The organism is Nostoc punctiforme PCC 73102 (assembly GCF_000020025.1).
In the GTDB taxonomy this organism is placed as follows: domain Bacteria; phylum Cyanobacteriota; class Cyanobacteriia; order Cyanobacteriales; family Nostocaceae; genus Nostoc; species Nostoc punctiforme.
In genome coordinates this window covers 1,138,061-1,154,308 of sequence record NC_010628.1, presented here as the reverse complement: position 1 = coordinate 1,154,308, position 16,248 = coordinate 1,138,061, and the positions used below count along the sequence as shown (strand labels likewise).

13 protein-coding genes are annotated in these 16,248 nt (G+C 42.8%); 3 read left to right on the top strand and 10 right to left on the bottom strand.

Annotated elements, in window-relative coordinates:
• Positions 1-205: 205 nt before the first annotated feature.
• The 5 genes from NPUN_RS04970 to typA all read right to left on the bottom strand — a co-directional run bounded on the left by NPUN_RS04970 (position 206) and on the right by typA (position 4,262).
• A complete protein-coding gene (locus tag NPUN_RS04970; protein ID WP_202947531.1) occupies positions 206-409 on the bottom strand; it encodes a DUF2281 domain-containing protein in 204 nt (67 codons plus the stop codon).
• Between the two features lie 68 nt (positions 410-477).
• Complete coding sequence (locus NPUN_RS04965) at positions 478-762, bottom strand: hypothetical protein (RefSeq protein ID WP_012407730.1); 285 nt, start codon at positions 760-762, stop codon at positions 478-480.
• Positions 752-1,048, bottom strand: a complete 297-nt coding sequence (locus tag NPUN_RS04960; protein WP_012407729.1) for a BrnT family toxin — start codon at positions 1,046-1,048, stop codon at positions 752-754. The genes NPUN_RS04965 and NPUN_RS04960 overlap by 11 nt, the downstream gene beginning before the upstream one ends.
• A gap of 182 nt (positions 1,049-1,230) precedes the next feature.
• Positions 1,231-2,349 (bottom strand): TIR domain-containing protein, encoded by a 1,119-nt coding sequence (locus tag NPUN_RS04955; protein WP_012407728.1) that lies wholly within the window; start codon positions 2,347-2,349, stop codon positions 1,231-1,233.
• 122 nt (positions 2,350-2,471) lie between these two features.
• Positions 2,472-4,262, bottom strand: coding sequence for a translational GTPase TypA (typA, locus tag NPUN_RS04950; RefSeq protein WP_012407727.1), 1,791 nt, complete (start codon positions 4,260-4,262; stop codon positions 2,472-2,474).
• Positions 4,263-5,060: 798 nt separating this feature from the next.
• Here typA and NPUN_RS04945 point away from each other — a divergent pair.
• The 3 genes from NPUN_RS04945 to NPUN_RS04935 all read left to right on the top strand — a co-directional run bounded on the left by NPUN_RS04945 (position 5,061) and on the right by NPUN_RS04935 (position 9,302).
• Entirely contained in the window at positions 5,061-6,431 is a 1,371-nt protein-coding gene (locus NPUN_RS04945; RefSeq protein WP_012407726.1) for a serine/threonine-protein kinase, read from the top strand.
• A gap of 72 nt (positions 6,432-6,503) precedes the next feature.
• The gene (locus tag NPUN_RS04940; protein ID WP_012407725.1) at positions 6,504-7,970 is read left to right on the top strand and encodes an ABC transporter substrate-binding protein; all 1,467 of its coding nucleotides are present in this window, start codon (positions 6,504-6,506) and stop codon (positions 7,968-7,970) included.
• 279 nt (positions 7,971-8,249) lie between these two features.
• Positions 8,250-9,302: a hemerythrin domain-containing protein gene (locus NPUN_RS04935; RefSeq protein WP_012407724.1), complete on the top strand. Its 1,053-nt coding sequence runs from the start codon at positions 8,250-8,252 to the stop codon at positions 9,300-9,302.
• Between the two features lie 81 nt (positions 9,303-9,383).
• On the opposite strand, the gene NPUN_RS04930 is transcribed toward NPUN_RS04935, so the two are convergent.
• The 5 genes from NPUN_RS04930 to NPUN_RS04910 all read right to left on the bottom strand — a co-directional run bounded on the left by NPUN_RS04930 (position 9,384) and on the right by NPUN_RS04910 (position 16,242).
• Positions 9,384-10,568 (bottom strand): M20 family metallopeptidase, encoded by a 1,185-nt coding sequence (locus NPUN_RS04930; RefSeq protein WP_012407723.1) that lies wholly within the window; start codon positions 10,566-10,568, stop codon positions 9,384-9,386.
• 211 nt (positions 10,569-10,779) lie between these two features.
• Positions 10,780-11,343, bottom strand: coding sequence for a pentapeptide repeat-containing protein (locus tag NPUN_RS04925; RefSeq protein ID WP_012407722.1), 564 nt, complete (start codon positions 11,341-11,343; stop codon positions 10,780-10,782).
• A 444-nt stretch (positions 11,344-11,787) separates the two neighbouring features.
• Entirely contained in the window at positions 11,788-12,105 is a 318-nt protein-coding gene (locus NPUN_RS04920) for a type II toxin-antitoxin system RelE/ParE family toxin (RefSeq protein ID WP_012407721.1), read from the bottom strand.
• The gene (locus NPUN_RS04915; protein ID WP_012407720.1) at positions 12,102-12,350 is read right to left on the bottom strand and encodes a hypothetical protein; all 249 of its coding nucleotides are present in this window, start codon (positions 12,348-12,350) and stop codon (positions 12,102-12,104) included. The genes NPUN_RS04920 and NPUN_RS04915 overlap by 4 nt, the downstream gene beginning before the upstream one ends.
• Before the next feature lie 256 nt (positions 12,351-12,606).
• Positions 12,607-16,242, bottom strand: a complete 3,636-nt coding sequence (locus NPUN_RS04910) for a WD40 repeat domain-containing protein (protein WP_012407719.1) — start codon at positions 16,240-16,242, stop codon at positions 12,607-12,609.
• Between the last annotated feature and the right edge of the window lie 6 nt (positions 16,243-16,248).

Sequence of the window (16,248 nt, the reverse complement as noted above, 5' to 3'; positions counted from 1 at the left end):
GTGGCTCAGTTTTGGATATGTTGAGAGCCAATTGCTGTTCACTAGAGAGAGGCACATAGAGTTTGAGCGCATCAGTTGTAGGCAATTTCGCTAAGATATCGGCTACACCTAGCACTGTAAATCTATGCTATGGTTCTAGCCCTTGTTGTCGATACTTGTCGAGTAGAAGTTGCTGATAATTACTGACTGATTCAGGTGGAGATACCTATAGGGAATCCACAGCCTCAAACCATTGTGACCATTTTCCCACAAGCGTTTCATCAGGCTGACTCTCAGCAATTTTAACTTGATGTTTGTGCATAAAAAAATCAATGAAGTCGGTCACTTCTTGCAGGAGTGGTTCGGAAAGTTGCTGCAATTTTGCGTTAGCGAAGCTCGCCGAAGGCATCGCAGTTTCACGAATAGTCATGAGAATAATCCTTTTTCAGTCCTCTTCATTGTTACTCAAAGATTTGACTACGGGCGATCGCAATTGAACTATTTTTGAGTAACTTCACTGAGGGCTTCATGGATAACCTCATCGCTAACACCATGACGCTTCAAGCTAGCAATCAGTGCTGAGATAGTATCATCCTCTAGTCGTTCCAGATCAACTCTTAGCCCTTGTCCAATATAGGCACGCATTAACGGCTGATAGCCAGAAAATCCCAGTAATGGCGCTATTCTTTTCAAATCTTCAATGACATCTTCGGGAATACGAATTGTGATTGTAGTCATTGGACGATTTTTATCGAGTCGCTTTTTCAGTGCTTCAGCTTTCATAATATTCTCGCTCCTTGCGTGTTGCTTTACGAGCTGAAATGATCCGAATTATGTCGTTTTCACGTTCAATGTAGACGACATACAGAAGATTCCACCGTCTGTCTAAGCCAATAACAGCATCTCTTTGTTCATCATTGCGACTTGCATCAACAACTACTAAAAACGGATCGAAAAATGCCTCTGTGGCTTGCTGAAATGTCACGCCATCATGATTGCTGGGATTTATCCAAGCTTTTTCTTCGTTCCAAACGAAAGTGACACCATTAAGCACGAAATACACATCCATACCTTACATAGTAGACATTGTGTATTTACGTTGTCAATACGTTTTAAGAAACAGAGATGTCTATGACGGGCTATGCCTACGCAGTTTCACGAATAGTCATGATAATTGCCTTTTTCAGTCTTCTTAATTTTTACTCAAAAATTTGACTAAATGTACGGTAATGGCGATCGCTTCCCACGCGTTCACACCAAGCCTTCACGCTCAAGAACCATACGAACATCCTCAAAACAAGCTTTAATGTTCCCGCGTGGAAAGTTAATATAACCAATTCCATCAACATTGGAAAAGTTTTCACAGCCTTCTTCTAAAAGGAGAATTGCGCGTCTGAAACCCAAGCGTCCTTGAAAAAGACCTGCTTCATGTATGACATTCATTCTTGCACGGAGCTTCAGATCACTTTGTTCATCTTCACCAGTCATTATCAAAAATGCGATCGCTGCACTATCCAGCATCTGGGATAAGCGCACAGTATTATTGATTCCAGCAATTGGAAGCCGATTGAATTCATCCCAAGGTAGTTTTAATCGCTCACTGATAAAGTCTTTGAGATCCCTCCATAACGGTGAGTGTCCGTGTCCAATAAAGACATGTGTACCTGGCTGAGATGAATACATATAAGTACGAGATTTATTGGTTAAGTGTAATGCTAGCCGATTTGCTATTTTCTTTAAACTTTTTGCGACTGTGGAAGGTGATTGAACAGCCAACAACTGTGCTTGAAGATAAATATGTGGCGGGGTTTGAGAGCCAGACAGTACAGCAACCCTGTCACGCGAAAAAAATTGTCCACCGCCTCGAAGATAATCAACAAACTCTCCTACAGAGGATGTTTTACATAGTTCAGCTTCTTGTTTGAGCCGATCTAGGTATGTGTCTTCTCCACTAGCCAAGCAAGAAAAAATTATCGATATTAATTCTTCTCGTAAATCAGGAATCTCTTCATTTGCATAATTGGCAAGTTCGTTTAGTTGCTCTAACGAAAAATTGATTGCCTTCGATTTTAGAATGTTATAGATAGAATCGAAGTCATATTCACACCAATCACCCCTAGTTTCGTTAGATAATCCATCTGAAAGCCCCCATTCTTGACTAAATCGTGCACCGGGTGGAACTGGTTGAAGTTGGTTGTAATAGACACGGGAATGATATCCAAGCCATGAGCCAGACCAAGATTTTGCTGCTTCGTTAACTGCTTTTTGCAATGCTTTTAGTGACTCAGCTACATCAGAAGATTCAAATTGTACAACGATTTCAGAACAAATAGATTTGATGCGGTCAAGAGAATCACGCAAGTCATCCATCGAAATATATACTCAATCTATGTTTGCGATTTTAAATGTAGTTTAACATTTGAAAAATGTTGTAGCGAACCAACTAAAAAGCCCGCCAATGCGGGCTTTCTAAATCAATTAAGAATTCTTACTTACCGTTTCGCCAACTTCTTCGACATCTTCCGCAAACGAATCGATTGGGGTGTAACTTCCACCAATTCATCGGCGGCGATGTATTCCAAAGCACGCTCTAGGCTCATATCTATCGGTGCTTGCAGTTGCACCAATTCATCGCCACCAGCAGCCCGGTGGTTGGTCAACTGCTTGGTCTTACAGATATTTAGTTCCAAATCTTGAGAACGAGTGTGTTCTCCCACGATCATGCCTCTGTAAACCTTTGTGCCGGGAGTAATAAAGAATGCTCCTCTATCTTCGGCATTTCTCATGGCGTAGAAGGTAGAAACGCCTTCTTCAAAGGAGATTAAAACGCCTTTGTTACGGGCTTCAATATCACCACTGAGTTGACGGTAGTCTAGGAAACTGTGGTTCATGATGCCTTCACCACGGGTCATCCGCATGAATTCACCCCGGAAACCAATCAATCCACGAGCAGGAATGACAAACTCTAACTGGGTGCGATCGCCACTACCTGGTTGCATATCTTGCATTTCGCCTTTGCGTTGTCCCAGGCGTTCAATACAGCTACCCACACTATCAGCAGGAATGTCTAACACCAGGAGTTCGTAAGGTTCGCAAGGTTGACCGTTGATTTCGCGGTAAATTACCTGTGGCTGAGATACCTGAAATTCGAAGCCTTCCCGACGCATGGTTTCAATTAAGATACCCAAGTGGAGTTCTCCCCGACCGGAAACAAGGAATTTATCGGGAGAATCGGTTTCTTCGACACGCAAAGCAACGTTGGTTTCGAGTTCGCGGAATAGGCGATCGCGTATTTGTCTTGATGTTACCAACTTACCTTCTTGACCAGCAAAGGGCGAATCATTTACCCAGAAGGCCATTTGCAAGGTTGGTTCATCTACTTTAATGAGTGGTAAAGCTTGCGGTTCATTGGGGTCAGTAATTGTTTCCCCAATATAAGCATCCGCGAAACCAGCCACCGCGACAATATAACCTGCGGTTGCTTCTTCCATCTCTACGCGCTTCAGTCCATCAAAGCCCATCAACTTGGTAATTTTACCCTTGACAATGGTGCCATCTTCTGTAACTAAAGCCGCTTGCTGTCCTGAGCGGATAGTACCGTTGTGAATTCTGCCAATGACAATCCGTCCCAGATATTCAGAATAATCTAGGGTTGTAACTTGCAATTGCAGAGGCTTATTGCTGTCGCCTACTGGTGGTGGAACGTGTTGCAGAATCGCGTTAAACAGGGGTTGCATATCTACCGATTCTGCTTCCAAGCTTTCCTTGGCGAAACCTGCCATACCGGAGGCAAACAGATAGGTAAAATCACACTGGTCTTCGTCTGCCCCTAATTCCAAGAACAGATCCAAAACTTTATCGACAGCAACGTGAGGGTCAGTTTTACCACGGTCGATTTTGTTGATAATAACAATGGGGCGCAGCCCTTTTTCTAAAGCTTTTTTGAGAACAAAGCGTGTTTGGGGCATGGGGCCTTCATTGGCATCGACAATCAGAAGACATCCGTCAACCATGCCGAGTACGCGTTCAACTTCGCCACCAAAGTCAGCGTGTCCAGGAGTATCAACAATATTGATTAGTGTTTCTTTGTAGCGAACTGCCGTATTTTTGGACAGGATAGTAATACCCCGTTCCCGTTCTAGGGCGTTGGAGTCCATAACGCAATCCGGAACGTCTTCGCCTTCGCGGAAAATGCCGGATTGTTTGAGGAGTGCGTCAACCAGCGTAGTTTTGCCGTGGTCAACGTGGGCGATAATGGCGACGTTGCGAATTGGGAGCGTCATAGAAGCTTTTGGTGAACTCTAGAGGGGGTTTTTAGATTTACATTTGAATGCTAGGCTGTTTTAACAGAATTGGGGATGATCAGCAAATTCTGTAAAGAACCTTTAACAATTCTAGCGTAATCGTCACAATTGCGGTGAGGTTTGTCAAGGTTGTATAGACCGAAATTTTGGCAGGGTGAATATTTACTTAGCGTTGAATTATTTACCCGATTTTATTAGAAGATTTAACCGAATGTAGTTTAACAGTGGGTAAATGTCTGTTTAAAACTTCTAAGTACAGATTTGCATTAATTCGTAGCGGTTTTAAACGCAGATGCACTTTGCTTTCGCATAGGCTAGGGACGCTGAAGAAAGGTACGCAGAGTTTTTTCAAGAGGATTCGCTATGAACTTATGAAATTATGTACATTAAGATATATTTTTTCTGTAAATTAGTCTATCCTGTGCGACAGTCTGCACCAGCATTTTGGGCTTTTGAATAATAGCTTGGTTATTAGGACAGCAATTACAGAGTGATAAATATACAATTAAAAATAATCACGTGAAGGTGGCTTTAGTATTACATATCTTGCAAGAGATAATTATGGGCATTACCTTGTCATAAAAAGTTGAATGATAAAGTCCAATGCCACCCCGATTTTGCTAATCAACAAGATTTTTTGAATGAGGCGATAAAACTAGCCAACATTTTACACCAATTACAACAAATGTCCATGTAGAAACGTTGCATTACAGAGTTTATACTGAATCCAAAGTATAATTTAAAAATTAATAAACTGACAGCAATAAAATAATTATTATGATCTGCTGCCTAAACCCCAATTGCGAGAATCCCCAAAATCCTGATGGGACAAATTACTGCCTCAGTTGCGGGACACAGTTGCGATCGCTACTCAGAAATCGTTACCGTATAATCGCACCATTAGGGAGAGGAGGGTTTGCACGCACATACGTAGCAGAGGATATAGACAAGCTAAACGAACGATGTGTTGTTAAGCAACTGGTTCTCAGTCAATTTTATGGCAGTCAAGGTACTCATGCACATCAAAAAGCAACTCAATTATTTGAACGAGAGGCCAAACGTCTACAAGAATTAGGGGAACATCTACAAATTCCCAATTTGTATGGTTATTTTAAGGAAGGTGAATATCTATATTTAGTGCAGCAGTTTATCGAAGGTCAAAATCTGTTGCAGGAGTTAAAACAATACGGTTTTTTTGATGAAGGTAAGATTCGATCTTTTTTGAATGATTTATTATCTGTGCTGGTTGCCATACATCAACAGCAAATAATTCATCGAGATATTAAGCCAGAAAATATTATTCGCCGTAAGAGTGATAATAAGTTAGTACTAATTGATTTTGGGGTTTCAAAGCAAAAGGCGGAAACTACAACCACTGCAATTGGGACAATTATTGGTTCATTAGGTTATGCACCAATTGAGCAAATGCAATTTGGTAAAGTTTTTCCTTCCAGTGATATGTATAGTTTAGGCATAACTTGCTTTCATCTACTAACAAATATTTCTCCCTCGAATTTCTGGCTCAAACAAGGCTATGGTTGGACTTCTAGTTGGCGAAAGCATTTAACACAACCCATAAGTCAAGAATTAGAATTGATTCTGGATAAATTACTCCAAGAAAATCATGAGCAGCGTTATCAATCTGCACAGGCTGTCTTACAAGACTTGAATAATCTACCACCACTAAGGCATACATTACCTCCTACAGTCATTTCACCTTCTAAACTATTAGAGTCACAATCACAAACTCAACAAAAAACAACTGGGTATCTACCACAATTCTCTAATAGCAAATTATTCTCTGGAGCCATAATTACAGGTTCAGGTAGTTCATTGTTAACGATCGCACTTATTAGTTTTTTAGGCACTACTTGGATTAGCTCTGGATTGTGGTTGCTAATTTTAGGTGGGGTAATCTTAATTCAATCTCGTTCGCTTTTGGAAAAGAGTTATTTAATTGTGATTGCTATAATAGCAAATTCACTAATTGTATTGACTTTCAAAAGTTTGCTCACAAACAATCTTCTCCAATCTGGAATTAATGGACTTTTGCTTGTAGTATTGCTAGTTTTACTTGCAGGTTTTTTGACGCTTATTATTGTGAGTATGTCAGAAATAATAAACAAACTTATTTCTAAATATTTTTAAAATTTAAGTATAGGTTAATTTTCGACTGCATCTTGATTTTTAATAAGCTTTGTATAACTTGGAGTATTATTCATGACTAATAAAAAAGAGAACCTGAAGTTGCTTATTTCTCTGGGGCTGGCTGGAGTAATGGTAGCAGCTATTTTGTGGTTAATTAGACAACTTTCTTCTAATATCGTAATAACATCATTAAACAACCCTACATCTAGTTCAAGTGAAGTTAAGAATAAGCCTCCCTTAATGAATTTGGGTACAAGAATTTTGTTGAAAGTGCAAACATATCCTGATAAAACAGATGGAGTGAAAGCTTTTGAACAAAAAGATTTTACCACTGCTGTTCAAAAGTTTAGCGCTTCATTAAAAAATAATCCTAATGACCCAGAAACTCTAATTTACTTAAATAACGCTAAAATTTTACGGGATAATTCTAGCGCTCTAAAAGTTGCTGTTATAGCATCAATTAACTTTGATACTAATTTATCAGAAGAAATTTTGCGTGGTGTAGCTCAAGCTCAAAATGAAATTAATAATCAAGGAGGAATTGATGGTAAAAAGCTGCAACTTGTGATTGCAAGTGCTGAGAATAGAGAAGACTTTGCCCAATTAGATAATGAATTGTTTAAAGACAAAAGTATTGTGGCAGCAGTGGGAGTTAGACGTAATGCTGCAATTTATAATGAAAAGCACTTGGTGTTAGTCTTTCCTGTCGAGCGCCCAACTCAAGCCGAAAATCAAGAAAAGCTAGATAATAATGCAGTAAGTAGTCAGCCAAATAGTTCCACAACAAACTACTTATTTCATGTAAATCCGCTATATGATAATTTAGTAGATACTCATGCTCGCTACATTGCTCGACAGGGAAGAAATGTTGCTATTTGTGGCGATGTTCGTAGCTCAAGAGATAATTCAGGCTTTTCATCTAATCAGATACTTGTAGAACAGTACACTCAAGCTCTCCAAAAATATGGAAGTAAGGTTATTAGCACACCTTGCAATTTGGCAGACAAAGATTTGGATTATAGAGCTTTTGTAGATAAAGCTATAGAAACAGAAAACGCCAGTGGCTTTTTACTATTACCTTCAGTCAGAAATATATATTTTGCCACCAAAGTAGCACAAGAGGTTAAAGGCAGAAAACCTCTCTTTGCTTCCGAAACTATGTACAGTTCAACAACTTTGCAAAATGGCACCGATCTAGAAGGAATGGTACTACCTGTATATTGGCATCGTGATGCTAATAAAAATAATCCATTTGCAGAAAATGCCTTTAAGCTTTGGAATGCACGGGTAAATCAGAGAACAGCCGGAGCTTATGATGCACTCCAAGTAATTATCACTGGCTTGAAACAAGATAATACTCGCGAAGGGTTGCAAAAGGTATTGTCTAATCGTGATTTTTCAACTTCTGGAGCCACAGGAATGATTAAGTTTTCGCCTTCGGGTGAGCGTCAAGGAGAAGCTTTGCTAGTCAAAATAGAGCGTTGTGAGCGTTGTTCTTCTGGAACTACTTATGATTTTGACCTCTTGAATAAGAAGTAATTTTTTGAGATTAATTTTCATTCTAGAGATATAGATTGCTTCAAAATTAGGTAATCTGTTTATCTGTTCAATTTGGATGTAATCCTAAATAACTGTCCTTAATTTAGAACTATAAATCGAGGAGATCGCTTCAATTTGTATTTCTGTTCTGTAACGCTAAACTTTTGTCTACCCAGAGTCATGAGAGCTATCACTCAAAAGAAAGATGAAATCTCCCTATCCTCCATGTCAATCTTAAATCAGTAATAATTATGAACACTTTGCCGAGGAGAACTACGGATGGTAGCTACTTTAGATGATACGAAACGCAATGCTATTGCTGTGAAATTGGCTAGTATCAAAGCACTTCAACAGTTGGTTATCGAAAATGAACAATCGCTTTTGAGAGAAGGACTCGATGCCGAAATTGCCGATCGCATCCGAAATTTCCTCAAAGATGATGAAAAAAATCTTGGCGTTCTGGAAACTGTAATTGGTCAGTATGGCATTCAGGCTGAACCCAAAAAAAATGTTACACAATTCATTGAAAAAGCTCGCGAATTGTTCAAAGGTTCTGAGTTGAGCCTGTATGAAAAAGTATCTCAGCATGAATTGCTGAAACATCAACTAGTAATGAGTGGCTTGATAGTTCACAAGGCTGCTCAAAAAGTTGGTGCTGATGTGTTGTTAGCGATCGGGCCTTTGAATACCATTAACTTTGAGAACCGCGCTCACCAAGAACAACTCAAAGGCATTCTGGAAATTCTGGGTGTCCGTGAATTCACTGGACAAGATGCAGATCAAGGAATTTGGGCGCGCGTTCAAGACGCGATGGCTGCGGTAAGTGGTGTAGTAGGTAGTGCTGTTACCCAAACCAGTGACAAAAGCGATCTGAATATCCAGGATGTTATCCGCCTCGATCACAACAAGGTAAATACCCTATTTACCGAACTTCTGCAAAGCGACAATCCACAAAAGATCCAAGAATACTTCGGTCAGATTTACAAGGATCTAACCGCTCATGCCGAAGCTGAAGAGGAAGTAGTCTATCCAAGAGTACGTCCTTTCTACGGTCAAGATAACACCCAAGAATTGTTTGACGAGCAAGCTGAGATGAAGCGGGTGTTAGAGCAAATTAAGGCTATCAGCCCTTCTTCATCTGAATTCAAAGATCGAGTTAGACAGCTGATGGAAGCTGTTGGCGACCATATTCGTCAAGAAGAAAGCACAATGTTTGCTGCCATTCGTAACAACTTGAGCAGCGATCAAAGTGAGCAACTGGCGACTGAATTCAAAGCCGCTAAGACCCGAATTCAAGAGAAATTGGGCGTTGTTAGCGAATCGAATGCGTAGGATGCTTTTGAGCTTTCTATATCCGCTAAAACAAGTTAGTTAAACAAAAGCTCCCAGTCCTGATGTGCTGGAAGCTTTTGTTTAAAAATTTTGCTGACAATATTTATAAGCGGCATAAGCCATAGTTACAACCCCAGTGAGAATGGCAGATTCATCGACTTCAAATTGGGGATGGTGTAATGGGTGGTTAATCATTCTTTCTTTGTAGCCCACACCCAAGCGAAACATGGAGCCAGGGACGTGTTCCAAATACATAGAAAAATCTTCAGCACCAAGAGAAGGTTCGGGTAAAACTTGAACGCGATCGCTACTCCAGGCTTCTTCTGCGGCTGATTGTAACAATTGCGTCAAAGCATAATCATTTTGAACACTGGGTACACCCTGGCGATAATTGACTTGATACTTTGCCCCGTAGGTCTGGCAGACACTAGATACAATGTTTTCAATCCAGTTTGGGAGATGGGCACGGGTTTCGGGATGGAGCGATCGCACGGTTCCCAATAACTGCACTTTATCAGCAATTATATTCGGCGCTCTGCCACCATTAATCTTTCCGATACTCAATACTACAGGACGCAAGGGGTTCTGCGTTCGGCTGATCGCTTGTTGCAATGCAGTAATAACTTGGCAAGCAATCCAAATTGCATCAATGGCCTCATGAGGACGCGCACCGTGCCCAGATTCTCCCATAATTAGAATTTCTAAATCATCTGCGGCGGCTGTTAAAGCCCCGTAACGCACGCCAATAGATCCTGCGGGTATAGAAGGGAAAACATGAATCCCTAATACAGCTGAGACGTTTTCCATCGCCCCATCTTTCACCATCCAGCTTGCTCCTTGAGCAATTTCCTCGGCTGGTTGAAATAAAAACCGCACTTTCCCACCTAATTCCTCTGCCATCTGGGAAAGAACCATCGCTGTTCCTAACCCCACGGTAGTATGGACATCGTGACCACAAGCGTGCATAACACCCTCTGCACGAGAGGCGTATTCCAAATTTGTGCCCTCTTGAATTGGCAAGGCATCCATATCGGTGCGAATTGCCAATAAACGGTCATTTTGGCCAGTGCCTTGGAGTTCTCCAACTACGCCCGTTTTGCCAACTCCCTCTTGTACATGCAGACCACTGGAAGACAAAACACCAGCTACGAAGGCTGCTGTTTGGTACTCTTGACCACTGAGTTCTGGGTGAGAGTGGATGTGGCGGCGAATTTCAATCAAGCGAGGCGCTAGTTTTGCTGCTAAGTCTTTAATATGGGTAAGCATCAATTCAATTAACTACAAGCTTTTTTCCCATGATAAAGAACCATTAACAAACAAAATGCTTTTGCTATACCAGCATAGTTGAATGAGGCAGGGGGAAGGGGACGAGGGGGACAAGGGGAAATTATTGGACAAGTCTCTTCCTTGTCTCCTCCCTCTTCCTTGTCTCCCTTGTCTCTTCTTCATGCCCCATTCCCCATTCCCCATTCCCCGTTTATTTTGAATAACAGGTTGTGCCTGGAGTATTTTCGGGTTTGAAATCGTTACATTCTCTGGTCTTTTGACGCTCTGACGACCAGCTATAAGGCATATCTGAGGTGACGACACCATTAGCCATAGTTGTTAGTCGGAAGTTAGCCCCCCGAAAATTAGTAAACTGCAATTTAGCATCTTTTAAGTTTGCTGCTTCCAAATTGGCACTGATGAAACCGGCATAAGATAAATCAGCGTATTCTAGAGATGCTGATTTCAAATTTGCTCCGGTTAAGGAAGCACCCATGAGATTGACAGAATTCAGAATCGCACCTTCTAAATTTGCACCTGTGAGATCGGCATTGGTAAGATTAGCTTTAGATAATGTTGCACCACTCAAGTCAGCCCCTCGCAAATTTGCTCCAGTTAGATTTAGTTTAGTGAGGTCAGCACCACTCAAATTACATCGGGGACAGGCACTTGTTGCCTTCAACTGATCTAAATCTAGCTGGTTTAATGCCAGGGCCTGCTCTGCAAACCCAAAACAAGCTAACAAAACGACGGTAGCAACAATCTTAAATTTCATATTTTTTACAGATACTCACAAAAATGACAAGTTACGCACATTGCGTACTGTCATACTTACATATACCGCTTCTCTAGGGAAGAACAGGGATGAAGCATTCATTAAGAAGCTGTAAAAATACTATAAATTCTAAAGGTAATACTACCCAAACTGAAATATAGGCTATAGAATCGATTCGTAAGGAACTATACCGAATCTTTTATAGACTACCATATATGTGATCCCCCTAGCTCGATGAAAAATACGACTAGGGGGATCTTGTTTTTGGGCACTTGATTAAAATCATAAACTTTATAGGTTGAGTTAAACCTTCGCGTAGCTTCCCATAGGGAAGCAAAACCCAACAAATCAATGAAAATGTTGGGTTTCGTTCCTCAAAGCGCGATCGCCACTGAAGTTTTCCCAAAGCGCGATCGCCCCTGAAGTTTCCTGAAACGCGATCGCCTACTCTGCATCAGGTTCAATAGGTGCTTGACGACTGTGGCGGATATGAATAATAGCTACAACATTCTCCTCAACCACAAACAATACTCGATATTGTCTACGTTTACCGACGAGGAGTTGACGAATTTCTCGCCCAATCGCTTGTGCTTCGGGTGCTATTGGGCATCGTTTGGGAAACAATTGTAGGGAGGCAATCTCATCTTGCAGGTCGTAATACCATTGATTAGCAGTTTCAGCATCTAGGTTGTCATACGTCCAACGGTAAATGTTTTCTATGTCTTGAAACGCAGTTGGCTGAAGTAAAACCTGATAAGTCATGGGCGAGGGGGAATCTGGAGTCGATGACGCAGTTCTTCTAAGGCTTGAGTAGCAGGAAGTCCTTCACCGCGATCAAACTCGGCTAATCCCTGCCGAAGACTGATGATGGTTTCCAAAGTGTCCAGTTCAAGTTCAGCAGATTGAATCGGATGCGTTTTGAGAAATTGCAAAAATTGCAGCACTGGTAGCAAAAGTTCATCGGATGTGTTTGCTAGTTCCTGGAATAAGAGTTCGCGTGTCGTCATGATGCGATCGCCCTTTCTAGAAGTTGTTCTCAGTATACCAATCGCACTTTTCCTCGATCAAGGCGATCGCCCCTGAAGTTTTCCCAAAGTGCGATCGCCTACTCTGCATCAGGTTCAATAGCCCGCATTTCTCACAAGCTTGAGTGCAGAGGAGCAGAGGGGAAAGAACTTGTACAAAAACTCTCCTCTGCTCCCCTGCTCCCCTGCTCCTCTGCCCCCTGCCCCCGTTCGGCTACGCTCACGGCAAGCCTGCTCCCTACTTTCTGCCAATACCGTCGCACAAGTGCCTGTCATTCTCGCTGACATCAGGATTATCTTTTAAAGGATTATAGGTTAAATAATCGCGTACCGAATCACAACTGCGCCTCATTAAAGGGTGTAAATCTAGATCCCAGAGTTTAATAGTCTTGTCATAAGATGCCGTGGCGATGGTTTTGCCATCCGGGCTGAAACTCACACTATTGACACCGCGTTGATGCCCTTTGAATTCTTGCAACAGTTGCCCTTGCAGGTTCCACAACCGCGCTGTGTTGTCAGATGATGCCGTGGCGATGGTTTTGCCGTCCGGGCTGAAACTCACACTTAAGACTAGGCCTTGATGCCCTTTGAATTCTTGCAGCAGTTGCCCTTGCAAGTTCCACAACTGCGCTGTGTTGTCAGATGATGCCGTGGCGATGGTTTTGCCGTCCGGGCTGAAACTCACACTATTGACTGCGCTGAACTTCGCACTATTGACACCGCTTTGATGCCCTTTGAATTCTTGCAGCAGTTGCCCTTGCAGGTTCCACAACCGCGCTGTCTCGTCAACTGATGCCGTGGCGATGGTTTTGCCGTCCGGGCTGAAACTCACACTATTGACTGCGCCTTGATGCCCTTTGAATTCTTGCAGCAGTTGCCCTTGCAGGTTCCACAACCGCGCTGTGCAGTCCCAGGATGCCGTGGCGATAGTTTTGCCGTCCGGGCTGAAACTCACACTTGAGACTACGTTTTGATGCCCTTTGAACTCTTGCAGCAGTTGCCCTTGCAGGTTCCACAACTGCGCTGTCCTGTCAGCTGATGCCGTGGCGATGGTTTTGCCGTCCGGGCTGAAACTCACACCTCTACCACTGCGATGCCCTTTGAATTCTTGCAGCAGTTGCCCTTGCAGGTTCCACAACTGCGCTGTCCCGTCTTCTGATGCCGTGGCGATGGTTTTGCCGTCCGGGCTGAAACTCACACTTGAGACTTCGCCTTGATGCCCTTTGAATTCTTGCAGCAGTTGCCTTTGCAGGTTCCACAACCGCGCTGTCTTGTCATCTGATGACGTAGCGATGGTTTTGCCGTCCGGGCTGAAACTCACACTTAAGACTAGGCCTTGATGCCCTTTGAATTCTTGCAGCAGTTGCCCTTGCAGGTTCCACAACCGCGCTGTCTTGTCAGATGATGCCGTAGCGATGGTTTTGCCGTCCAGGCTGAAACTCACACTATTGACACCGCGTTGATGCCCTTTGAATTCTTGCAGCAGTTGCCCTTGCAGGTTCCACAACCGCGCTGTCTTGTCAGATGATGCCGTGGCGATGGTTTTGCCGTCCGGGCTGAAACTCACACTTGAGACTTCGCCTTGATGCCCTTTGAATTCTTGCAGCAGTTGCCCTTGCAGGTTCCACAACCGCGCTGTCTTGTCTTGTGATGCCGTGGCGATGGTTTTGCCGTCCGGGCTGAAACTCACACCTTCGTCACTGCCTTGATGCCCTTTGAATTCTTGCAGCAGTTGCCCTTGCAGGTTCCACAACCGCGTTGTCCCGTCTTCTGATGCCGTGGCGATGGTTTTGCCGTCCGGGCTGAAACTCATACCTCTACCACTGCGATGCCCTCTGAATTCTTGCAGCAGTTTACCTTGCAGGTTCCACAACCGCGCTGTCTTGTCAGATGATGCCGTGGCGATGGTTTTGCCATCCGGGCTGAAACTCACACTTAAGACTGTGCCTTGATACCCTTTGAATTCTTGCAGCAGTTGCCCTTGCAGGTTCCACAACCGCGCTGTCTTGTCTTGTGATGCCGTGGCGATGGTTTTGCCGTCCGGGCTGAAACTCACACTATTGACTGCGCTTTGATGCCCTTCTAAGCGGTTTCGTTCTCTTCCCTGAACCAGAACTGTCTGCAAAGCATTGAAAGTTTCTAGTTTAGTTGTGTGTTGGCTTTGCAGGATTTTTCCTGCTTTTATTGCTGTGACGAAAGCTTCTAAGTCTTTATGTTCATTAATTAGAGATAAGGAATATCTACTCAGAGATTCAGCTTGATTGAGTTGTGCCTGCTTCGTCTGATTCCATGCCGTCAAACCCAATCCACTGCTAATTACCACCGCCACCACTGAACCTGCCGCAATTGCCCAGGCGGTTCTGATTTCGCGCTTTCTGCGGGCTGCTTCAACTTGTTTAAGGCGATTTCCTTCTTTAATACTCTGCTCGATAAATTCTTGTTCATCAATTAAGTCTTCTGGGCGTTCCTTCAGTTTTTCTTCTGCTTCTGCTAATGCTGCACCCCGCAACAATGACCCCGAATCTTTATTTGTTGCTTCCCATTGTCCCTTTGCTGCTCGCAATCGCTCTTGCCAAGCTCTAAAAACGCGGTTTGTATTCATCCATTGTCGCAGTTCTCCCCAATTGCGAATCAGAGCTTCATGGACTACTTCTACTGTTTCTTGACTGCTAAGATTGCGACTTGTCACCACCAACCGAGCATCAGCTAATTTTTTTACCAAAGACCAGCTTTGTTCCCCCAATTGCGCTTTCATCGCTATGCGTCTTGTATCTTCTGCTCCCTCACCCGGACGCACCAATTGAATAAAAATCCGCCGCACTTTTTCCTTCTCATCATCTGTCAAGTTGCCATATTTCTCATCCGCATGACGAGCTAACGCACCTTCTACTTGACCAATTTCTTCATAGATTTTGTGAGTTAATTGTTTACCTGTTCGCTTATTCCACAACTCTGTTAAAGCAAACTCTAGCAAAGGTAAATTTCCCGGTTGGTTTTCCACATCATCCAGAATGCGTTCTACCAGTCCGTCTGCAAATGTCACCCCAAATTTTTGGGCAGGTTTTCCAATGACTTCTGTTAGTTCCTCCCGATTCATCGGCCCCAGTTTCACGTCAGCATTTTGCAAGACATCAGCAAAGGGACGATAGGAGAGAGCATTTCCCAAAAAATCTGCCCGCATCGTTGTCACTAACACCGTAGCTGATGAAGTCAGGGAAGTAGGAGTTACTAAACTGGCTAATAAGCAGTCGAGAAACTTACGGCGAATTTCTTGATTGTTACAGAGTGTGTAAATTTCTTCAAATTGGTCAGCAATCAGTAGTACCCGATGATTAGGGTGATTTTGCTGAATTTTAGCAAAAACATCTAAGAGAATAACAGAACCATCTTGCAAGTAACCAGCCATCTTTCGGGCTTGGGCAATTTGGTCTGTTTGATCTAAATTAGGTGTATAAAGAGGAACAAGAGCTAAAGCTAGAGCATGGAAAGGGTCAGAACCAGGACGAAAGTGAGTAAACTGCCAATGACCTGCTGTTTGTAACTTAGGGACTAATCCCGCTAATACCACCGAAGATTTACCGCTTCCTGATGCACCTAGCACCGGAATAAAATTATTGGTTTTAGTTGCACTATAAAGTTCTTCGATAAATATTTCCCGCCCACAGAAAACATCCGCATCATTGGGGCCAAAATGAAACAACCCCCGATAAGGACAAGGGAGATATTCATCAGCAGCGTCGGTAGAATCAACAGGTTCTACTCTTGCTTCTTCTCTATAGTAAAAGTAGTTGTAGATAATGTTTTTTTCACCAACTACAGCACTCTTTACTTCATTTTCAAACCTTGAACTGTAGTTGGAATTCTCTTCAGCCATCTAAAT

Coding starts and splice junctions, on each gene's coding strand:
- NPUN_RS04915 (WP_012407720.1), bottom strand. CDS start 12,350: ATGACGACACGCGAACTCTTATTCCAGGAACTAGCAAACACATCCGAT.
- NPUN_RS04920 (WP_012407721.1), bottom strand. CDS start 12,105: ATGACTTATCAGGTTTTACTTCAGCCAACTGCGTTTCAAGACATAGAA.
- NPUN_RS04935 (WP_012407724.1), top strand. CDS start 8,250: ATGGTAGCTACTTTAGATGATACGAAACGCAATGCTATTGCTGTGAAA.
- NPUN_RS04940 (WP_012407725.1), top strand. CDS start 6,504: ATGACTAATAAAAAAGAGAACCTGAAGTTGCTTATTTCTCTGGGGCTG.
- NPUN_RS04910 (WP_012407719.1), bottom strand. CDS start 16,242: ATGGCTGAAGAGAATTCCAACTACAGTTCAAGGTTTGAAAATGAAGTA.
- NPUN_RS04945 (WP_012407726.1), top strand. CDS start 5,061: ATGATCTGCTGCCTAAACCCCAATTGCGAGAATCCCCAAAATCCTGAT.
- NPUN_RS04925 (WP_012407722.1), bottom strand. CDS start 11,343: ATGAAATTTAAGATTGTTGCTACCGTCGTTTTGTTAGCTTGTTTTGGG.
- NPUN_RS04970 (WP_202947531.1), bottom strand. CDS start 409: ATGACTATTCGTGAAACTGCGATGCCTTCGGCGAGCTTCGCTAACGCA.
- NPUN_RS04955 (WP_012407728.1), bottom strand. CDS start 2,349: ATGGATGACTTGCGTGATTCTCTTGACCGCATCAAATCTATTTGTTCT.
- typA (WP_012407727.1), bottom strand. CDS start 4,262: ATGACGCTCCCAATTCGCAACGTCGCCATTATCGCCCACGTTGACCAC.
- NPUN_RS04960 (WP_012407729.1), bottom strand. CDS start 1,048: ATGGATGTGTATTTCGTGCTTAATGGTGTCACTTTCGTTTGGAACGAA.
- NPUN_RS04930 (WP_012407723.1), bottom strand. CDS start 10,568: ATGCTTACCCATATTAAAGACTTAGCAGCAAAACTAGCGCCTCGCTTG.
- NPUN_RS04965 (WP_012407730.1), bottom strand. CDS start 762: ATGAAAGCTGAAGCACTGAAAAAGCGACTCGATAAAAATCGTCCAATG.